General features: G+C 38.7%; 8 protein-coding genes and 1 pseudogene. 3 read left to right on the top strand and 6 right to left on the bottom strand.

Going from position 1 to position 18,664, the window contains the following annotated elements; all coding sequences use genetic code 11:
- Positions 1 to 70: 70 nt before the first annotated feature.
- The 5 genes and pseudogenes from V3564_RS06570 to gyrB all read right to left on the bottom strand — a co-directional run.
- Positions 71 to 693: pseudogene (locus V3564_RS06570) on the bottom strand (sulfate transporter family protein); the annotation flags it as partial.
- A gap of 456 nt (positions 694 to 1,149) precedes the next feature.
- On the bottom strand, positions 1,150 to 2,547 hold the full coding sequence (gene coaBC / locus V3564_RS06575) for a bifunctional phosphopantothenoylcysteine decarboxylase/phosphopantothenate--cysteine ligase CoaBC (RefSeq protein ID WP_455480770.1): 1,398 nt from the start codon (positions 2,545 to 2,547) through the stop codon (positions 1,150 to 1,152).
- Positions 2,548 to 2,616: 69 nt separating this feature from the next.
- On the bottom strand, positions 2,617 to 4,203 hold the full coding sequence (ubiB, locus tag V3564_RS06580) for a 2-polyprenylphenol 6-hydroxylase (RefSeq protein WP_455480771.1): 1,587 nt from the start codon (positions 4,201 to 4,203) through the stop codon (positions 2,617 to 2,619).
- A 2-nt stretch (positions 4,204 to 4,205) separates the two neighbouring features.
- Entirely contained in the window at positions 4,206 to 4,988 is a 783-nt protein-coding gene (gene ubiE / locus V3564_RS06585) for a bifunctional demethylmenaquinone methyltransferase/2-methoxy-6-polyprenyl-1,4-benzoquinol methylase UbiE (RefSeq protein WP_455480772.1), read from the bottom strand.
- A gap of 120 nt (positions 4,989 to 5,108) precedes the next feature.
- Positions 5,109 to 7,541 (bottom strand): DNA topoisomerase (ATP-hydrolyzing) subunit B, encoded by a 2,433-nt coding sequence (gene gyrB, locus V3564_RS06590; protein WP_455480773.1) that lies wholly within the window; start codon positions 7,539 to 7,541, stop codon positions 5,109 to 5,111.
- A gap of 920 nt (positions 7,542 to 8,461) precedes the next feature.
- Here gyrB and V3564_RS06595 point away from each other — a divergent pair.
- Entirely contained in the window at positions 8,462 to 9,331 is an 870-nt protein-coding gene (locus V3564_RS06595; RefSeq protein WP_455480774.1) for a transporter substrate-binding domain-containing protein, read from the top strand.
- 12 nt (positions 9,332 to 9,343) lie between these two features.
- Here the strand turns inward: V3564_RS06595 and V3564_RS06600 are convergent, their stop codons facing one another.
- Complete coding sequence (locus tag V3564_RS06600) at positions 9,344 to 10,876, bottom strand: YifB family Mg chelatase-like AAA ATPase (protein WP_455480775.1); 1,533 nt, start codon at positions 10,874 to 10,876, stop codon at positions 9,344 to 9,346.
- A gap of 405 nt (positions 10,877 to 11,281) precedes the next feature.
- Between V3564_RS06600 and V3564_RS06605 the strand changes: the two genes are divergently transcribed.
- Positions 11,282 to 13,246 carry an autotransporter assembly complex protein TamA gene (locus tag V3564_RS06605; RefSeq protein WP_455480776.1) on the top strand — a complete coding sequence of 655 codons (1,965 nt, stop codon included), beginning with the start codon at positions 11,282 to 11,284 and terminating at the stop codon, positions 13,244 to 13,246.
- A complete protein-coding gene (locus V3564_RS06610) occupies positions 13,246 to 17,880 on the top strand; it encodes a translocation/assembly module TamB domain-containing protein (protein ID WP_455480777.1) in 4,635 nt (1,544 codons plus the stop codon). The genes V3564_RS06605 and V3564_RS06610 overlap by 1 nt, the downstream gene beginning before the upstream one ends.
- The last annotated feature ends 784 nt before the right edge of the window (positions 17,881 to 18,664 follow it).

Here is an 18,664-nt window from a genome sequence, read left to right on the forward strand (position 1 = left end):
ACGGCCGCATCAGAGCAAGATTTTTTCAAGGGATTTCTTTGATGAAAGGAAGGAAAGCGGTCGTTTAAATAAGAATAGAAATCGAAACAAAAAACGCTCTCAACAGTTCCACATAAAAACCGTGGTATAATGAATGTGTAAAAAGCATGAGCTTCTTATTTGAATTGAAAGCGATAGGCAGAAACACAAAGTGTTCACTGCCAAGCAGGTAACCATTAATAACATAAAAAGCTGTCATATGGATATTTGGAACGAAAAACAAAATAAAAGCGATTCCATTGCCAAGAAGGATAAGAATAAAAAATTTTAAAGAAAGATGAGAGAACGCCCAAACGATAGAGTGTATCCAATAGGCTCGTTTGGATAATCTTCGTTTTCAATAATCTCAGCTGCAGAATCAATGAAAAGATCACTAATCATTGCTGTAATTAGGATAATAAAAAAGCCATCAAAAAACTAAACCAAGATTAAAAGTGATAAGCACACCTGTTCCCAACCACTCTGCCCAACCGAGTAATCCAGGAAGAAACTGAGCAATCCAAGGTAAAAAATAGGATACAAAAAGCTTGTGTACATATAGCTATAGAATGATGAGCACAACAAAAGTGATACCCAATGATATTTCAATATCATAGTGCGATATTGCGGAGCCAGAAGACACTGTAAAGCACGATAGGTAGTAGTAAAAACTATAACAGCTAAGTAAATAAAAAAACAGAAAACAAGAGATAAATGGAGAATGCTTTACATATGCGCTTGTTTCATAGAGCGCATAAGTTTTTTGATTAAGAGCAGCCAACAAAGAGAAGGAATTATTTATTCTTTGCATTCTAGAAAATTACGATAGGATTTTTCTGTAAAGCTCATGAAATGAACGGCATGCGCAAGTGATAATAAAAACCACCAATGTTGGCTACTTTACAAACAGACTGAAATATATAGAGATTTTTATCCCTTTTTGGTGGAGGAGATTGTTCTTTGTGCAAAGATAGTTGCTCAATCAATGAGAAGCATATGAATAAATACTTTTATGTGATTTGGTAAGTGAATCGCATTTTTGTTTTGTGCTATGTTTTTTAAGTATCCAACTGCCTGATGTATGATGTTTTAAAAGTTTTTTATTTTCATGTGAAATAAAGCTTCTTTCGCTTATTGATGAGTAGGGGTACGAGGGTCAAAAAATGACACAATAACCCTTGCTAATTTTTGCGCTATTTGTTGTTTGCTCATGTGTGGCCACTGTTCAATATTTTCTTTACTGACAAGACAAACTTGATTTGTATCAGCACCCATGACGCTTGTGCCATCAGCGTGAAGAGTAATATCATTAGCAAGAATGAAATTTGCTCCTTTTTCAACACATTTTTTTTGTGCATTTGCAATCATATCACATGTTTCAGCAGCGAACCCAATCACCAGTGGGGGGCGGTTTGAAGCGTGTCCAATTGTTGCTAAAATGTCAGGATTTTCGACTATATGCAAGAATGGTTGTGTTTTATGATTGCTCTTTTTGATTTTGTGTAAAGATTGTGTTTTGCTGCGCCAGTCACAAACGGCAGCAACAAAAATAGCTCCATCAGCAGGCAATGCGGCTTGAACAGCTTGTAACATTTGAGATGCTGTTTCAATATGAATAGTTTTCACTTCTCGTGGATCGGCAAGATCAACCGGTCCACAAATAAGCGTCACTTTGGCGCCCAAATGTGCAAGAGCTGTCGCAATGGCATGACCTTGTTTACCTGAAGAGCGATTAGCAAGATAACGCACTGGATCAATTGGTTCATGCGTAGGACCAGAAGTAACAATGAAATGGCGGCCAGAAAGTGGTCCTTCTTGTACGCCTAAAAGAGTCTCTGCTGAGTCTACAATTGTTAAGGGTTCACTCATGCGTCCACAACCTATCTCATTGCGCTCAGCCATTTCGCCAATTTCCGGTCCTACTATATGAACGCCATCTGTGCGCAGTTGTGCAATATTGCGAACAGTTGCTGGATGTGCCCACATGGCTGGATTCATGGCCGGTGCAATTAAGATTGGGCAGCGTGCTGCTAAAAGCACACAATCAGCCAGATCATCTCCTATGCCGTTGGCTATTTTTGCAATGCGATTGGCTGTGGCGGGAGCAAAAATAATGAGGTCAGCATTACGTGCTAACCGGATATGTCCGATATCATGTTCTTCTTTGCGTGAAAATAAATCACTATACACAGTACGACCGCTCAAAGTTTCAGCTGCTAAAGGAGTAATAAATTTTTGCGCTGCTTTTGTCATAACAATATTTAAGTGTGCTCCACGTTCTTGTAAACGACGAATCAGATCAAGTGCTTTATAGGCTGCAATACTACCACCAATAATAAGAAGAATAGATTTTGATTGCAGTGATTTCAGTTCAAGGGAGCTTGCTTGAGAGGGGCGTGTGGTTTGAGTGGTAGAATTGCTTAAAAGGCGGCGGACTTCTTCTTCCATAGAAATACCATGTTGTGCAGCGCGTATGCGCAAAAGTTCTTTAACTTCAGGTGAAAGATTACGAATGGTAATACTAGCCATAAAATAGATCCAAGAAATAAATTGATTGCAATGATTTCATTATTGGTATTTTTTAGCACATTGAACAGCTTAGAAAAGATGAAAAAGGTAAAAAGTCAGACAAATACAACAAAGCGCAATGATGAATAGGCTGTAACGGTCATAACGGTTAGTGCGACTTTGTTCGACAGAAAGTTGCTTAAGGGTGGCGGGAGAAAGATTAAATCCTGTTTCTCTCATTTGATTAAGATTTTCTTCCATACGTTGGAAATTTTGTATCAATTGCGGTGTTTTACGTGCCAGCGTAAAGAGTGCTTGCGCTCCTTCACTAAAATCTTTTGCTAGTCCTGCGGGTCCTAAATTTTTGCTAATCCATTCTCTGACAATGGGTTCAGAAGCTTTCCACATATTAAAATTAGGATCCAATGTACGGGCTACACCTTCAACGACAACCATAGTTTTTTGTAGCAGTAAAAGCTCAGGTCGTGTTTGCATATCAAATAATTCAGTGACTTCAAACAACAGTGTGAGCAACTTAGCCATGGAAATGCTTTGCGCTGATTGCCCGTGAATTGGCTCACCAATGGCACGGTTGGCTTGAGCAAAGCTCTCAATATTGTGGTGTGGAGGCACATATCCTGCTTCAAAATGGGCGCGTGCCACCCGATGGTAATCGCGGGTAATAAAGCCGTACAGGATTTCTGCAAGGAAATGCTTTTCCTTTTTACCAAGTCGCCCTGTAATTCCTAAATCAACAGCAACAATACAGCCTTTTTTATCTACAAATAAATTACCAGGATGCATATCGGCGTGAAAAAAACCATCGCGTAATGTATGGCGAAGGAAAGATTGGATAAGCGTAATTGCAAGCGCTTGCAAATCAAATCCAGCTTCTTTGAGGGTAGAAATTTCGGATATTCTTATACCATCGATCCATTCCATGGTTAAAACATTGCGTCCTGTTCGCTCCCAGTCAATTTGCGGAACCCGAAATCCTGCATCATGTCGAATATTTTCTGCCATTTCTGATATAGCAGCTGCTTCTAGCCGTAAATCCATTTCAATACGTGTGGTTTGTGCCAAAGTATCAATGACACAGACAGGACGCAGCCTTCGAGAAGCTGGTATATAACGCTCTTGTAAGTGAGCAATAAGGTAGAAACCTTTAAGGTCTTTAGCAAAACGCGTTCTGATATTGGGGCGGATGACTTTAACAGCACATTTTTTTTTATGACCGTTTCTGTCATAGTATTCAGCTGGATGAACTTGAGCAATAGAAGCGGCTGCAATAGGGGAATAAAAGTTTACGAACAAATCGTTGATAGATCGACCAAGCGAACTTTCAATTTGTGCAATAGCAGTAGTGCAGGAAAATGTTTGAACACGATCTTGTAGCTGTGCCAAATCTTCCGCGATATCACGTCCGACAATATCAGGTCTGGTAGCAAGAAATTGACCAAGTTTTATGTAAGAAGGACCGAGTTTATTGATACTATAAGAAATATTTTCAGATCGTCGCTTCTTTTTCGTTTTGCGTCGCGCTAAGGCACTTGCTATACGGTGACATAATGCCGGAAATCCTTGAAGATCATCACTAGGAAGAGCACTCAAAACGCCTTCACGTGCTAAAACCCATCCTGTGCGCATCAATTGAAAGTAAGTGGAAATTCGCGCCATTTTTAAATTTTCCAACCTGAATGCAGTGCTGCGATCGCACCCGTGAGATTGCGGTACGATACCCGCGAAAAACCGGCATGATTGATCATATGGGCAAAATCACTTTGGTTAGGAAACTTGCGAATAGATTCAACCAAATAACGATAAGCGTTGCTATCATTTGCAATGAATTGACCAAGTTTAGGAATGGCATGGAAAGACCAAATATCATAAATTTTATCGAGCAGAGGCATCTCGACATTTGAAAATTCTAAGCATAGAAAACGTCCACCTGGTTTTAAAACACGAAAAGCTTCTCTAAGAGCTTTGTCAATATGAGGCACGTTGCGGATTCCAAAAGCAATTGTGTAAGCATCAAAGCTTTGATCTTCAAAAGGCAGATGTTCTGCGTTGGCTTCAACAAAGTTTATCAGAGGGGCGAGACCATTTTTTTGTGCGCGCTTTTTTCCGACGCTGAGCATTGAGCCATTAATATCAAGCACTGTAGCATGAGCTTTTTGGTGTGAAGCATTAAGAATGCGAAAAGCGATATCACCTGTACCGCCAGCTACATCAAGAACCTTCCAATTGGAACGTGCTGGTGGAGAAAGCCATGTAACCATAAAATTTTTCCACAAACGGTGTAGCCCTAATGATAAGATATCATTCATCTTATCATAGTTTTCGGCGACAGAGTGAAACACATCATCAACCATAAATTGTTTTTGTGTTTCATCAACTCTTGTAAAGCCAAAAGAATGCTCCATTCCACCTTTGGCTCCTACGCGTTCTGTTTCAGCTGTCATATGCATGACCTTTCTTATTTTTATTTTATCGTAAATGAAGGATAGAGGGAATGTTCAAATACGAAAAAACAACGTATAAAACTGCGGCGTTTATACAGCCAGAAACATAAAGAGTACCTTTTATATATCAAGATTGGCAACGCTTAAGGCATTATCTTGAATAAAAATTCGCCGAGGTTCAACTTCATCACCCATTAAACGAGAAAAGAGCGAATCTGCATCGGTTGCGTCATTGATTTTAACTTGTAAAAGAGCACGTGCATCAGGATTAAGGGTCGTTTCCCAAAGTTGTTCAGCATTCATTTCTCCGAGGCCTTTATAACGTTGGAGAGTAATTCCTTTTTTACCGTTTACAAATATGCTTTCTAATAAGCTCATAGGTCCAAAAATGCGCTCTGATTTATCTTTGCGGTGTAAAAGGGGAGGGGAGCTATATATTTCTATGAAACTTTTAGAAATGCGATCAATTTGGCGCGCGTCAGCTGAATTGATAAGTCCTGCATCAAGGACGATAACATCTTTAACTCCACGTAAAATACGTTCAAAACATAAACTTCCATCTGATGTGTACTGGCCGCTCCAACCTCGCTCCATATCATCGGCAATCAAATCAAGGCGATGGGCAACATTATTGGCTATTTTTTGCGCCCTTTCTGGTGTTGCAAAGGCTTCAAGGTTAAAAGCTCCAACAATTGCTGCTTGTTCAATAATGTTGCGGTTATAGCGAGTATGAAGACTATTTAAAAGTTGGCGTAACACACGAGCATCTTCGGTGAGTTGACGCAAATCAGCACCTGCACGAATTTCTCCTGTTGATAATTCTAATTTTGTTTCTTCTAGTCCAGCATCCATCAAAAATTCTTCAAATGCTGTTTCATTTTTGATATATTGAAAAGACTTTCCACGTGCTACTTTGTAGAGGGGTGGTTGAGCAATATAGAGATGTCCACGCTCAATCAATTCGGGCATTTGCCTAAAAAAGAAAGTAAGAAGTAGAGTGCGAATATGAGCACCGTCAACATCCGCATCTGTCATAATGATAATTTTATGATAACGTAATTTATCCGGTGAAAATTCATCTTTACCAATGGAAGTTCCAAGGGCAGTGATAAGTGTTCCAATCATATCAGATGAGAGCATTCTGTCGAATCGTGCTCGTTCGACATTAAGGATTTTACCGCGTAGGGGCAAAATCGCTTGATTTTGGCGTGAACGCCCACTTTTTGCTGAACCACCAGCTGAATCTCCCTCGACGATAAAAATTTCTGACTTCGCTGGATCACGTTCTTGGCAATCGGCAAGTTTTCCCGGCAGAGAAGTGATATCAAGAGCTCCTTTTCTCCGCGTAAGCTCACGTGCTTTGCGTGCTGCTTCACGCGCCGTTGCAGCTTCTACTACTTTACCAACGAGAAGCTTCGCTTCATTAGGATGCTCTTCTAGCCACGTTGAAAGACCTTCATTTACTAAATTTTCAACAACGGGGCGTACTTCAGAAGAAACCAATTTGTCCTTTGTCTGTGAAGAAAATTTGGGATCGGGAACTTTCACTGAGAGAATAGCTGTTAGCCCTTCACGGCAGTCATCACCAGTCAAGTTAACTTTTTCTTTTTTTGCAATACCTGAAGATTCAGCATAGCCATTAATTTGACGTGTTAACGCGCTGCGGAAACCTATTAAGTGAGTTCCACCATCACGCTGAGGAATATTATTTGTAAAACACAATACCTTTTCATGATAGGAATCATTCCACCATAGGGCAACGTCGACACTTATTCCATCCTTTTCACTTGTAATGTAAATAGGAGTGTCAAGCAGTGCTTTTTTCGTTTGATCAATGTACTTGACAAATTCAATTAATCCGCCTTCATAATGTAATTCAAAGGATTGAATATCAGCATGGCGTTCGTCAACGAGAAGAATATGTATGCCAGAATTTAAAAAAGCTAATTCTCGCAGACGACGTTCCAAGGTTTCAAAATCGAATTTAACCATAGTAAAGGTTTCAGTGCTTGGTAAAAATCTGATTTCTGTCCCACTTTCTGTATTGCAATCACCGACAACTTTTAGCGGAAAATCAGCAACCCCTTGGGTAAATGACATTTCGTAAATTTTACCATTACGTTTGATTCGCAATTTTAGCCAAACTGATAATGCATTGACAACAGAGACACCAACACCGTGTAATCCGCCTGAAACTTTATAAGAGTTTTGATCAAATTTTCCACCTGCATGAAGCTGTGTCATGATAACTTCAGCTGCTGAAACACCTTCTGTTGGATGGATATCTGTCGGAATTCCGCGTCCATTGTCACGAACAGAACAAGAACCATCAGCATGGAGTGTGACGTTTACAAGAGTAGCATGACCGGCTAAAGCTTCGTCAATAGCATTGTCTACGACCTCATAGACCATATGGTGCAAGCCTGAACCATCATCTGTATCACCGATATACATGCCAGGACGTTTGCGTACAGCATCAAGACCTTTGAGAACTTTGATAGAAGCAGCGCCATAGTCATCATTCCGTGTCGGTGAGGTTATTTCATCACTCATAAGTTAATCCATTTCTGTATTTAATTTGTGACATTTCATTAACTTTTTCGAAACTTAACGTTCTGGCTAGTTATTTATGGAATAACCACATTAAATATTTAACGTATATCAAATCTATATTCAACATCTGTCGGTGCATAATAGATAGAATGATTTTTGTATACGTAAATGATATGATGTTGTTACATTGCATTTTGCTTATAGAAACCACTGACAATGGATCTGATGAAGTTTATCCCCATAGATTGTTAATGTTTGAGGGGAGTATATAGTTATTTGAGTTTTGCAATTACACGAAAAGGAGATATTATTGCTCCTTTTTTATAAGGAATAAAGATAAATTTTTGTATTTTTACAAGCACCCCTTGTATGGTATACAATAAGTGGTTTTGTAAAGCTATATCATTTGTTTTGTTCATTCATGCATCATGTTTAAAAACTGGTGATGTGTTTTTGTATCATAATTTTGGGGTACGCAACAGATTTTGATGAAATTATGTAGTATGTCAAAAGTGTGTACAGCTTATCGCTTATAGAAAAAAATCAGAATGCGTTTTCTTAAGAGCAAAATTCTGCGTTTGTTTAAAAGAAAAGCATAAGAAATGTTCTTTATTCAGTAAAGGTATTTAGGAAAAGATAAAATTGAAATAATATAGAGGCTTTTTATTTATATTTACGCTAAAGAAATCACTTTCCTCTCAAACTTTTTCTTTTGTGAATTTTTTTGAGGAAGTTTGCACCAAAATTCTGATATTTCTAATATATTTTGGAAACTATATAAAAACTGTTAAACTTTTTAACAGTTTTTAGAGCATAGCAGGAATTTTCATTCATTAAAGTGGCAGATATTTTAGTTAAGTGCATTAGATATTATGGTTGAGAAAAGTTGCATTTTAGCTTTGAAAAATGGGGGAAAGATTTTGAAAATAAGGAAACTTGTAATTGTATTCAATGCTCTTATTGGAGTTTTTTTTGTAGCATGGGGATTTTTTTTCTCCTTTTTCGTAGAAGCTGAAACGGCAGGAGGACTGCCTTCTTTTTTTGATTCACATAAACATTTGGTACGACCTGATACAACGGATATAACCCGTTTGCGTTTTGTAACAACTTTTGATTTTCCTCCTTTTAACTTTCTTGATCAAACAGGGCATCTTGTAGGCTATAATATCAGTTTATTGCGCGCTATTTGCTCAAAATTAAATTTAGAGAAATTCTGTGAGGTGGAAGTCGTTCCTTGGAAAGAGCTTATAGACCGTGTCAAAAACGGTGGCGCAGAAGTGATTATTGCAGGTTTAAAAGAAACAACTGAAACGCATAAAGATCTTTTTTTTACAAAGTCTTATCTACGCTTTCCGGCTCGATTTGTTGCTTCTCGACTTGTTAATCTTGATGAGCCAATAAGCGATAGACTTACACATTTAAGCAGTGGACTTTTGTTCAAGAGTGCTCATGAAAAGCTATTTCATAGTTATTTTCCTAAAGCCAAATGGCAAGGATTTAAAGACAGAGAGGAGCTCTATAAAGCGCTAAAGGATCATAAAGTTGATCTTATTTTTGATGATGGATTTTCTTTATCTTTATGGCTAAATGATCCACAATCCATGGATTGCTGCTATTTTGTTGGGGGGGCGTATATGGCTCCACAGTTATTGGGGCAAGGAATGCGGCTTGCTGTTGCAAAAAAGAACGAAAAATTGGTTGATATACTCAATTATGCTCTGAAATCTCTAGAAGATGATGGTAAACTTACAGAGCTTTATCTGCGTTATTTTCCGATCAGTTTTTACTGATGAACACTTTCCTTAGGCGAGATCTGTTAACCTTTCAGTGCCTAGTCGATAGGAAATAGCTTCCGCGAGATGATGGCGTGAAAGATGGTCTGTTTCATCGAGATCAGCAATGGTGCGTGCAACTTTGAGAATGCGATGATAGGCGCGTGCAGAAAGGTGCATCTTTTCACTTATATCTCGTAAGAGTGTCGCAGCATTTTGGTCAGGAATAGCAATTTGTTCGATGATTTTAGCAGGACAATCACCGTTGGTACGAATATGACCAAGACCCAATGTTGTAAAACGTTTGGCTTGAATGGCACGACATCGTGCGATGCGTTTTGCAACATCGCAGCTTTTTTCTGATTGTTCTGGTTGCATAAGATCCATAGCTGTTAAAGCAGGGACATCTATTCGTAAATCGATTCGATCGAGCAGAGGACCAGAAATGCGGGATTGATAATCAGTTTGACAGCGTATTCCTTTTGCGCAAACATAGCCTTTTTCTCCTGCCATACCACATCGACAAGGATTCATTGCGGCAATGAGTTGGATGCGAGCAGGATAGCTGATATGATGATTTGCGCGGGCGATGACGCATTCTCCGCTCTCTAAAGGTTGACGAAGAGAATCGAGAACTTGTGGAGAAAATTCAGGTAGTTCATCAAGAAATAAAACGCCATTATGTGCAAGTGAGACTTCTCCTGGTCGTCCTTTAAGACCACCACCGATCATTGCTGCCATGGAAGCAGAATGATGCGGGGCACGAAAGGGGCAGTGAAGTGAAATGGTGTTATGGACTGTTTCTCCTGTAATAGAAGCAATCAGAGAAACGTCTAAAAGCTCACGGCTATCAAGAGGTGGTAAAATGGAAGGTAAGCGTTGAGCTAACATAGATTTTCCTGCACCAGGAGGACCTACAAACAAAAGGTTATGCCGTCCAGCTGCGCAGACTTCTAATGCACGTTTGGCAGTTTTCTGTCCTTTAATTTCGCAAAGATCTGGAAGTTCAGTTTGGATAGTATATTGGCGCGGTTGTGGACGTTTTTGAATTTGGATTCCTTTAAAATGATTAATTATTGTGAGGAGAGTCTCGGGGGCAAGGATATTCATCTCTGCATTTGCCCATGCTGCTTCAGGTCCGCACTGATAGGGACAAATGAGTCCTTTATCGAGTGATAAAGCTGTTATTGCAGCTGGTAAAACACCATTGACAGCTGTAATAGAACCATCCAGAGATAATTCGCCTAAAATGACATAGTCTTGCGCTATTTCAGGAGGAAGAAGCCCCATAGCAAGCATTAAGCCTACAGCAATTGGCAAGTCATAGTGTGATCCCTCTTTAGGCAAATCAGCTGGCGCAAGATTAATAGTAACCCGTTTGTTAGGCATAGAAAGCCCACAAGCATGAAGGGCTGCTTGTACACGTTCACGGCTTTCTGCGATTGCCTTATCTGCTAATCCAACAATAGCCATTCCTATTTTACCGGAGGAAATCATAACTTGTACATCGACAGGTATTGCTTCTAGACCGCGAAAAGCAACAGTTGTGATACGCGCGATCATCAGTTCATTTTTCTCCCCTTTTGACTTGGAGAAGACAATCATATCTGCACATAAAAATCAAGAAGTGTCTATATGGTTTTTGGGATGGAGAGATCTATATACATGCGCAGGCTTAGTATTCTCATGGAAAGTGATGTACACAAATTTAACCGTAATTATATGTGGTTAAATAAAATATTTATAATGAGCTAAATGGATATGGTAGGAAAAAAGAGCGAGGCTGTTTGTGTTGCACAGCAGGGCAGGATTTTGTGAATAAAAGGAGGAGATGTTATGCACCACAAGAAAAGGGTGTTATTTGATGGAATCAAATATGTGAAATGTTCAAAGTAGGCGTATTTATCTTTCTTGTCCGATGTTATTTAAAGTCACAGTAGATATAGTGTATTAAAGGTATCTGATTTTATGATCTATCAGGTGGGAGTTTTGCTGAAATCAGGAACTATGCGCCGTATATTTATAGTTCTATGTTTTGTCTGTGCTTTTCCGCAGTCACTTGCAGCATTTGAGTTTTTCGGCATTCCTCTTTTTGGTCACAAGAAAACAAATTCCTCCTTACATAATGTCAGTGGTACAGAGAAATTTTATAAAATTGAAGTTGTTGCACCACCGGGTGCGCCATTAGAAGGTATTAAAATAGTCAAAGCTGTATCTTCTCTTTTCGCTGATAGAGATAAAGCATCATCTAGTTCTTCTGGTTTGTTAGCCAAAGCCCGTTCAGATTATCGGGCCATTCTTTCTGCACTTTATGCTGATGGACGCTATGGCGGTGTTATTAGTATTAAGATTAATGGGTTAGAGGTTGCCGATTTGAGTCCCGTAACTCAACTCTCAGCACAGTCTAATATCGTTATTACTATCGATGCTGGCCCACAATATGTTTTTGGTGTGGCTGCTATTGATAAAGTTGCTCCATCCACAAAATATAGAGTCCATAGAATGCCCACAATAGAAGAGTTGGGTTATAACGTTGGGATTGTTGCAAAATCGGAAAGCATTTTGAAAGCAGAAAAATGGGCAGTAGAGGGATGGCGTCAACAAGGTTACGCTAAAGCTAAAATTATGAAGAGTGAGGTAGTTGCTGATCATGCTACACGTCTCATTGATGCGCAAATTGCGGTTGATCCTGGACGAGAGGCATATTATGGCCCTTTAAGCGTGCGTAATATAAGTAATAAACCGCGTATAAATTCAGCCTATATTGCGTGGATGACAGGATTGAAGCTGGGCCAGAAATACGATTCCGATGCATTAGCCAAGGCAAATGAACGACTTGCACGACTTGATGTTTTTCGTGCTGTGAATATACGTGAAGCTGAGACCATTAATCCAGATGGTAGTTTACCATTTACGCTTGTTTTACAAGAACGTAAGCCACGTCGTTTTGGCGCAGGAGGTGGCTATTCAACATTAGATGGTGCTGGTTTTGAAGCTTATTGGATGCATAACAATCTTTTTGGTCATGCAGAACGCCTAAAAATTGAGACAAAAATACATGGTGTTGGCAGTAACAAGCAGCGATCGTATAATTTTAAAAATTTTGATTATCTTTTCGGTAGCACATTTATAAAGCCTGGTATACTCACTCCTGATACAGATTTTAGGACAGAGCTGAAAATGCAGCAAAATGTCCTAGAAAACTATACGACAAAAGCCATCAAAGGAAAGTTGGGTATTACGCATATCTTTAATAGTAATCTATCGGGACAGGTTGCTGTAGAAGTTTCTAATGGTTCTTCACAGGATGTCTATTTTGGGAGCCGTAATTTTACAACAATTGGGTTACCGAGTGGTTTGGTTTATGATACTCGTAATAATAAGTTCAATGCAACAAAAGGTTTGTATGGTGAAGTGCTTATTGAACCTTTTTATGAAATGCGTTTTAGCGGTTTTGCAGCAAAAATGGCTGTGGAAGGTCGCTTTTATTGGGCATTAGACGAAAGGGATCGTTTTGTTTTTGCGGCGCGGGCAAAGTTTGGTACAATTTTTGGAAGTGATACAGCACAGCTACCTTCGGATATGCTCTTTTTTGCAGGTGGTGGTGGATCTGTTCGCGGTTATGCTTATCGCAATATTGGTATCAAAACAGAAAATGATGCTGTTGTTGGCGGGCGGGCGCTTGTTGAGGGGTCAGCAGAGTTACGTTTTTCTTTAAATGATAAGATAGGAATTGTCAGTTTTCTTGATGGAGGTATTGTAGGAGGAAAAGCGCAGTTTGATTTTTCTAAAAAAATGAAATGGGGAGCTGGTATTGGAGGTCGTTACATGACAAGTATCGGTCCTTTACGGGTTGATTTAGCCTTTCCTCTTAAGCGGGAGAAAGGTGATCCTCGCATTGGTTTTTATGTGGGTATAGGGCAAGCATTTTAATGAAAAAAAGTATGCGTTTATCAACTTTCTTCTTTGGAATTTCATTTTTTTTTGTGAGCGCTCTTCTTTTTGCGCAGAGAAGCAATTCACCCTCTGACGAAGTGACAGCGGATAATCGTTCATGGCTTACCTCTTTGATTGAACGTAGACTTTCAGCGCCTAATCGCCAAGTTCGTTTACATAATATGCAAGGAGCACTGTCTTCTCAAACGTCAATTGATGCCATTACCGTCAGTGATAAAAAAGGTGTTTGGCTTAAAATTACCAATGCTAAAATGGATTGGAACCGCTTAGCGTTACTAAAGGGGCGCGTAGATATTAACCAGCTTTCTGTGGAACAGATTACGTTTTTACGCAGACCGCAGGGCAGCTCTTTCCTCGAGGCGGGAAAATTTTCTTTGCCAAAATTGCCACTTTCCATTTCTATAAGGACGCTTATGGCTCGACATATGGCGTTTGAACAGGGTCTTTTGGGTTTTTCTGCTGATTTATCCTTAAAAGGGAATCTGGCCTTTGTTAATGGTGACTTTGATGTTGATATAGCGGCTCATCGTTTAGACGCACCGGGATCTTTTTCTGTTCTAACGAAGATATCCAATAGTAACCTTACAGCTAAAATTGATATTTCTGCTGATGAACCGCAAAATGGTATTTTGGCGAATGTTTTTAACATTGAAAAGCGTCCTGCATTAAATCTTGCCATTAAAGGTGATGGTACCTTTGATGATTTGGTTGTCAAACTTTATTTGGAAGCCGATCACCATTCTGTTTTAGATGGTAATGTTATTCTTGGAAGTATTGCAGAAGGGCGTAGTTTTTCTACTAAACTAGTGGGCACACTTGGTCCTTTAATGCCTTCTCAATATCGTAGCATCTTTGAATCCGATGTAACGCTGAAAGCAGAGGCAAGAATGACAAAAGAAGGTGTGAAGTACCTTGATCATATGGTGATTCAGAGTAAAGCAATGAATATTATGGCCAATGCTGAAATAACGGCAGATGGATTTTTGCGGCGGCTTTTTGTTGATGGCAAAATGGCTCCTAATAAGGAAAATGGGTCTGTGCGTTTACCAATATCAGAAGTGCCCATGCGTGTGGATAATCTTGCTTTAAACATTGACTATGGTCGCGAAGGGCAACAATCTTGGAATGGACGGCTTATTGCACACCATTTGAGCAATAATAATATTCATATTCGCAATGCGATTTTTAATATGGGGGGAGTGAGTGAAAATCTTGATAATGCAGCTTCTCGTCATGTCGGTATTCAAATTAAGGGAATACTTCAAGGGATTGAAAAAAGCAAAGGCGCATTGGTAGAAGGTTTAGATCAAACACTTCATGTGCATCTAGATACGGATATCGTTTCTAGAAAACCAGTTTTGATTCATGATTTTAGTATTACAGGTCAGGGATTTTCTGCTTGGTTAAAAGGGAAAATGGATCGTTTTATTTTTAAAGGCGATCTTGGTTTGAAAGCTCAAACATTAGCTCCTTTTAATTTGTTGAGTGAACAGTCATTCTCTGGTACCGCAGATATTAAAGCCAAGGGAGCTATCGGTTTAATTAACGGTGTTTTTGATCTTGAATTATCAGGGGTTGCCGACAATATAACAATAGGCGTGGAGTCTTTTGATCGTTTATTCAAAGGAAACTTTGCTCTTTCAGGTGGTGTTTCTCACAATACGACGGGTTTAATTTTGCGTCATTTGGATTTGAAAAGTCAATACGCAAACGTAAAGGCCAATGGATATTTTTCAAGCGAGAGCGCTAAAATGGATTTACATGCTCAAATATCTGATCTTGCTAGGTTGAATCCGAGAATAAACGGTGCACTCACAGTCCGAAGCAGTATTAGAGGGCACAATAGTCTTGTAAAACTTGTTACACGTGCCCATGTTGCTGAGGCATTTTTAGTGGGGAAAAAACTGCAGAACGCAACGCTCACTGTAAAAACATTGGTGGATAATAGGTTGTCGGTTACTTCTTTAACGGGTTCTATAAATGGTGAAGGAACTTTTGCTAAGAAGCCGTTGTATTTATCTGCTTCATTTAAGGATTCTAATCAGATTCGAAAACTTGAAGATATCAATATTAGAGGGGGAAATACAAAAATAACCGGTGATCTTTTTCAAACGAAAGGTTTTGTGAAAGGAGTTTTGCATATTGATGCTGACGATATTTCAGTGCTTTCCGCATTATTTTTGCAGGAAGGCAGTGGAAAAGTAAAAGGAGATTTTATTTTTGATGAACAAAATGGCAGACAAAATGCCAATCTAAAAGCGCATGTTGACCATTTAAGCTTTGCAAAGAATAAAATTAAAAAATTGGCAGTAGAGGCGGATGTATTTGATCTTTTTGGCATGACACAGTTTGAGGGTTTTATCAACGCAGAGCATATCCAAACGCCCTTTATGATGGTTAACCATTTGAATGCTCATGCCAATGGCAATAATGGGCAAACAGTTTTTACTGTTCAAGCGATGTTGCATAATGACACAAACGCACAGTTTTCTGGCCGTATGATTACGGTGGGACTTCCAGAAGGCATAAAACGAGAAATGCAGATTGAAGCCATAAATATTAAACAATCAAATTTTCATGCGACATTGCCTAAATCGGCTACGGTTGTTTTTGATAAAGATGGAGTGACAGTAAATGAGTTAGGAATTGCGATTAATGGAGGTAAAATTATACTTGCGGGAAATATTCAAGATCCCCTTAATCTGCAGCTTACAATGAATGCGTTTCCTGCTGCTTTAGTCAATCTATGGAAATCCGATCTTGGAGTGACTGGTACTTTAACGGGGCAGGTTATGATTCGTGGTAGTTTTCAAGAACCTAATGTGACCTATGATATAAAAGGTGAGGGACTGACAACTGTTGCTTTTCAAGATAAAAAAATAATGCCTTTTACGCTCTCTGCTACAGGTAAAACAGTAGACAAAAACCTTATTTTAAATGCAAATTTAACGGGAGATGGAGTACAAGCACAAGCACAGGGTTGTATATCTTTAGATAAAAACAAACTTGATCTCCATGTTAATTTACAAGATTTGTCTGCACATTTTGTTAATAGCTTTATCGAAAGGCAAGCGCTTGGAGGAACGATAGTCGGCAAGGCCGATATTGGTGGAACAATAAATAATCCATCTGCTTATTTTGAGCTTTCTAGTCAAAGTTTGACCGCTATGACGCATGAAGGGCCTATCTCGATAGATATGAATGCCCGTGGTTCTTATAAAAAATCGACTTTTCATATTGAGAATATGATTGCGACTGGAAATAAAGGATTAGATCTCTCCATAAATGGACCTATTTCTCTAAATGGTTCAGAGGCTAAATTAAGTGTTAAAGGGACAATGCCTCTTTCTTTTGTTGATTTATTATTAGCTAAGCGCGGTGCATATATAACGGGCACAGCCAAAATTGATACAGCTCTTAGTGGTGAATTATTTAAGCCACAACTGATAGGAAACTTTTCTATAGTCAATGGCAGTTTTTTTGATTCACCAACGAATTTAGGATTGAATAATATAACGCTTGAAGGCAAATTAAATGGCAATCATATTCTTATAGAGAAAGCTTCAGCTTCTTCGTTTGAGGGGGGAGCAGTTTCCGCTTCAGGTCGTATCTTTAATGACCTAGGGACAGATTTAGTCATTCATCTTGACCACGCCAATTATAATAATGGTTCTATGATTCTTGCAACGTTGTCAGGCAATATGACAATGACGGGTCATTTTTTTGGTGATCTTGTTATTGGTGGTAATATTACAGTTGAAAAAGCTGAAGTTTTTGTTCCCGATCATTTTCATAATACAGAGTTTCTTGATATTAAAAATAAAAATTTAACCAAATCGATTAAAAAAACACTTGAACGTGCTGATGTTAAGAACACCAATAAAGATCATGTTGTTTCTCAAGAATTTTCATCTGTTGTGCTATCAGACATGCGTATTACGGCACGCAATCAGTTTTTTGTACGTGGGAGAGGGCTAGATGCTGAATTGGGAGGACGCATTAACCTGGCAGGTTCATTGCATGATGTGCATCCAGTTGGTGAGTTTAGGATGATTCGTGGACGTTTTGATATTCTTTCACAGCGTCTTAGTTTTGATCAGGGACAAGCAAGTTTTAGCGGTAATTTTAATCCTACGGTTTATTTTGTAACCAACAATAACAGTGGTGATATTCACGTCACTGTAACTGTGAGTGGAACGATTGATAATATTAATATTAATTTTTCTTCACAACCAAATTTGCCGCAGGATGAGATTTTGGCGCGTTTGATTTTTAATCGCTCTCTTAGTGAGCTATCACCATTTCAGATTGCTCAGCTTGCGGCAGCGGCAGCTGATCTTGCAGGTGCTTCTAATACATCTTTATTGAACGCTTTACGGACTAAAATTGGTCTTGATGATCTCGATCTTATTGTTAATGAAAAGGGCAATACGGGCTTACGCGTTGGACGCTATATACACAATAACATTTATTTAGGCTTTGAAGCAGCAGCAGATGGAACGACGAAGGGAACAATTAATTTAGACATTTCACGTCATCTCAAAGCTAAAGGCGCCATAGGAAATGAAAACAATTCTAGTATTGGTCTATTTTATGAAAGAGACTATTAAAGATTGAAGCTTTTAGTGCTCGATTGCTTAGGTTTTGCGCACTTCACTCTAAGTCATAGGAAGATTGAAGTATAGACTAGGAATCCCATAGAAGACGCATTTTTATCAAATCAAGAGCAGAATGTCTAAAGTGTTTGATTTTATTGTTTATCATGCTCTCTTCACAAAGAACAGCACGCTATTCTATAATGTTGCTAGTTTACGTACTTGTTTTAGTAAAATACCTCTAGTTGCTCCCAATCCTATCCCACAATGTTGCTCATAAATGGTGGAACAGAAATCTATAGGGCACAATCATCTTTACGCTTATGAAAGTTATAGGCTGACACTATCATTCTATTTATTAGCTCCCAATTTGCGATTGCTCTTGCATTTAGACAGTTCATAAGAGACATTTTTAGTTCTTTTTTAAATGTTTTTTATCCACACATTGATTTCTCTTGTGACGTAGCAAGTAAACGATTTTTTTTGATTCTGATTGTGGGGATTTAAAATGAAGGAATCTTGCGGTATGCGGAGCTCTTATTCAAGTTGAATGAATGATAAATTATCATTATAAATCAATTTATTGTATTTTCTTGAAGATGTACTCAATAAACTGGTGTTTTGTGTAAAAGGATTCATCATATTTAATATTTATGCAGTGTTTTCTTGTTTAGGTAGTAAGGAATGATGGAAATATAAATTTGTTCCTTACCCATTTTCTTAGCATACCTAAATCATAATCTTTAATAGATTCATGAATAACTTGTATATTTTCAAATCTTTCAAGAAGATGAGGTGT

It is taken from the genome of Bartonella sp. B12(2025) (genome assembly GCF_053795135.1).

Bases quoted from the DNA above. Each gene is read 5' to 3' on its own strand.
- coaBC (WP_455480770.1), bottom strand. From the start codon at position 2,547: ATGGCTAGTATTACCATTCGTAATCTTTCACCTGAAGTTAAAGAACTT.
- ubiB (WP_455480771.1), bottom strand. From the start codon at position 4,203: ATGGCGCGAATTTCCACTTACTTTCAATTGATGCGCACAGGATGGGTT.
- ubiE (WP_455480772.1), bottom strand. From the start codon at position 4,988: ATGACAGCTGAAACAGAACGCGTAGGAGCCAAAGGTGGAATGGAGCAT.
- gyrB (WP_455480773.1), bottom strand. From the start codon at position 7,541: ATGAGTGATGAAATAACCTCACCGACACGGAATGATGACTATGGCGCT.
- V3564_RS06600 (WP_455480775.1), bottom strand. From the start codon at position 10,876: ATGATCGCGCGTATCACAACTGTTGCTTTTCGCGGTCTAGAAGCAATA.
- V3564_RS06605 (WP_455480776.1), top strand. From the start codon at position 11,282: ATGATCTATCAGGTGGGAGTTTTGCTGAAATCAGGAACTATGCGCCGT.
- V3564_RS06610 (WP_455480777.1), top strand. From the start codon at position 13,246: ATGAAAAAAAGTATGCGTTTATCAACTTTCTTCTTTGGAATTTCATTT.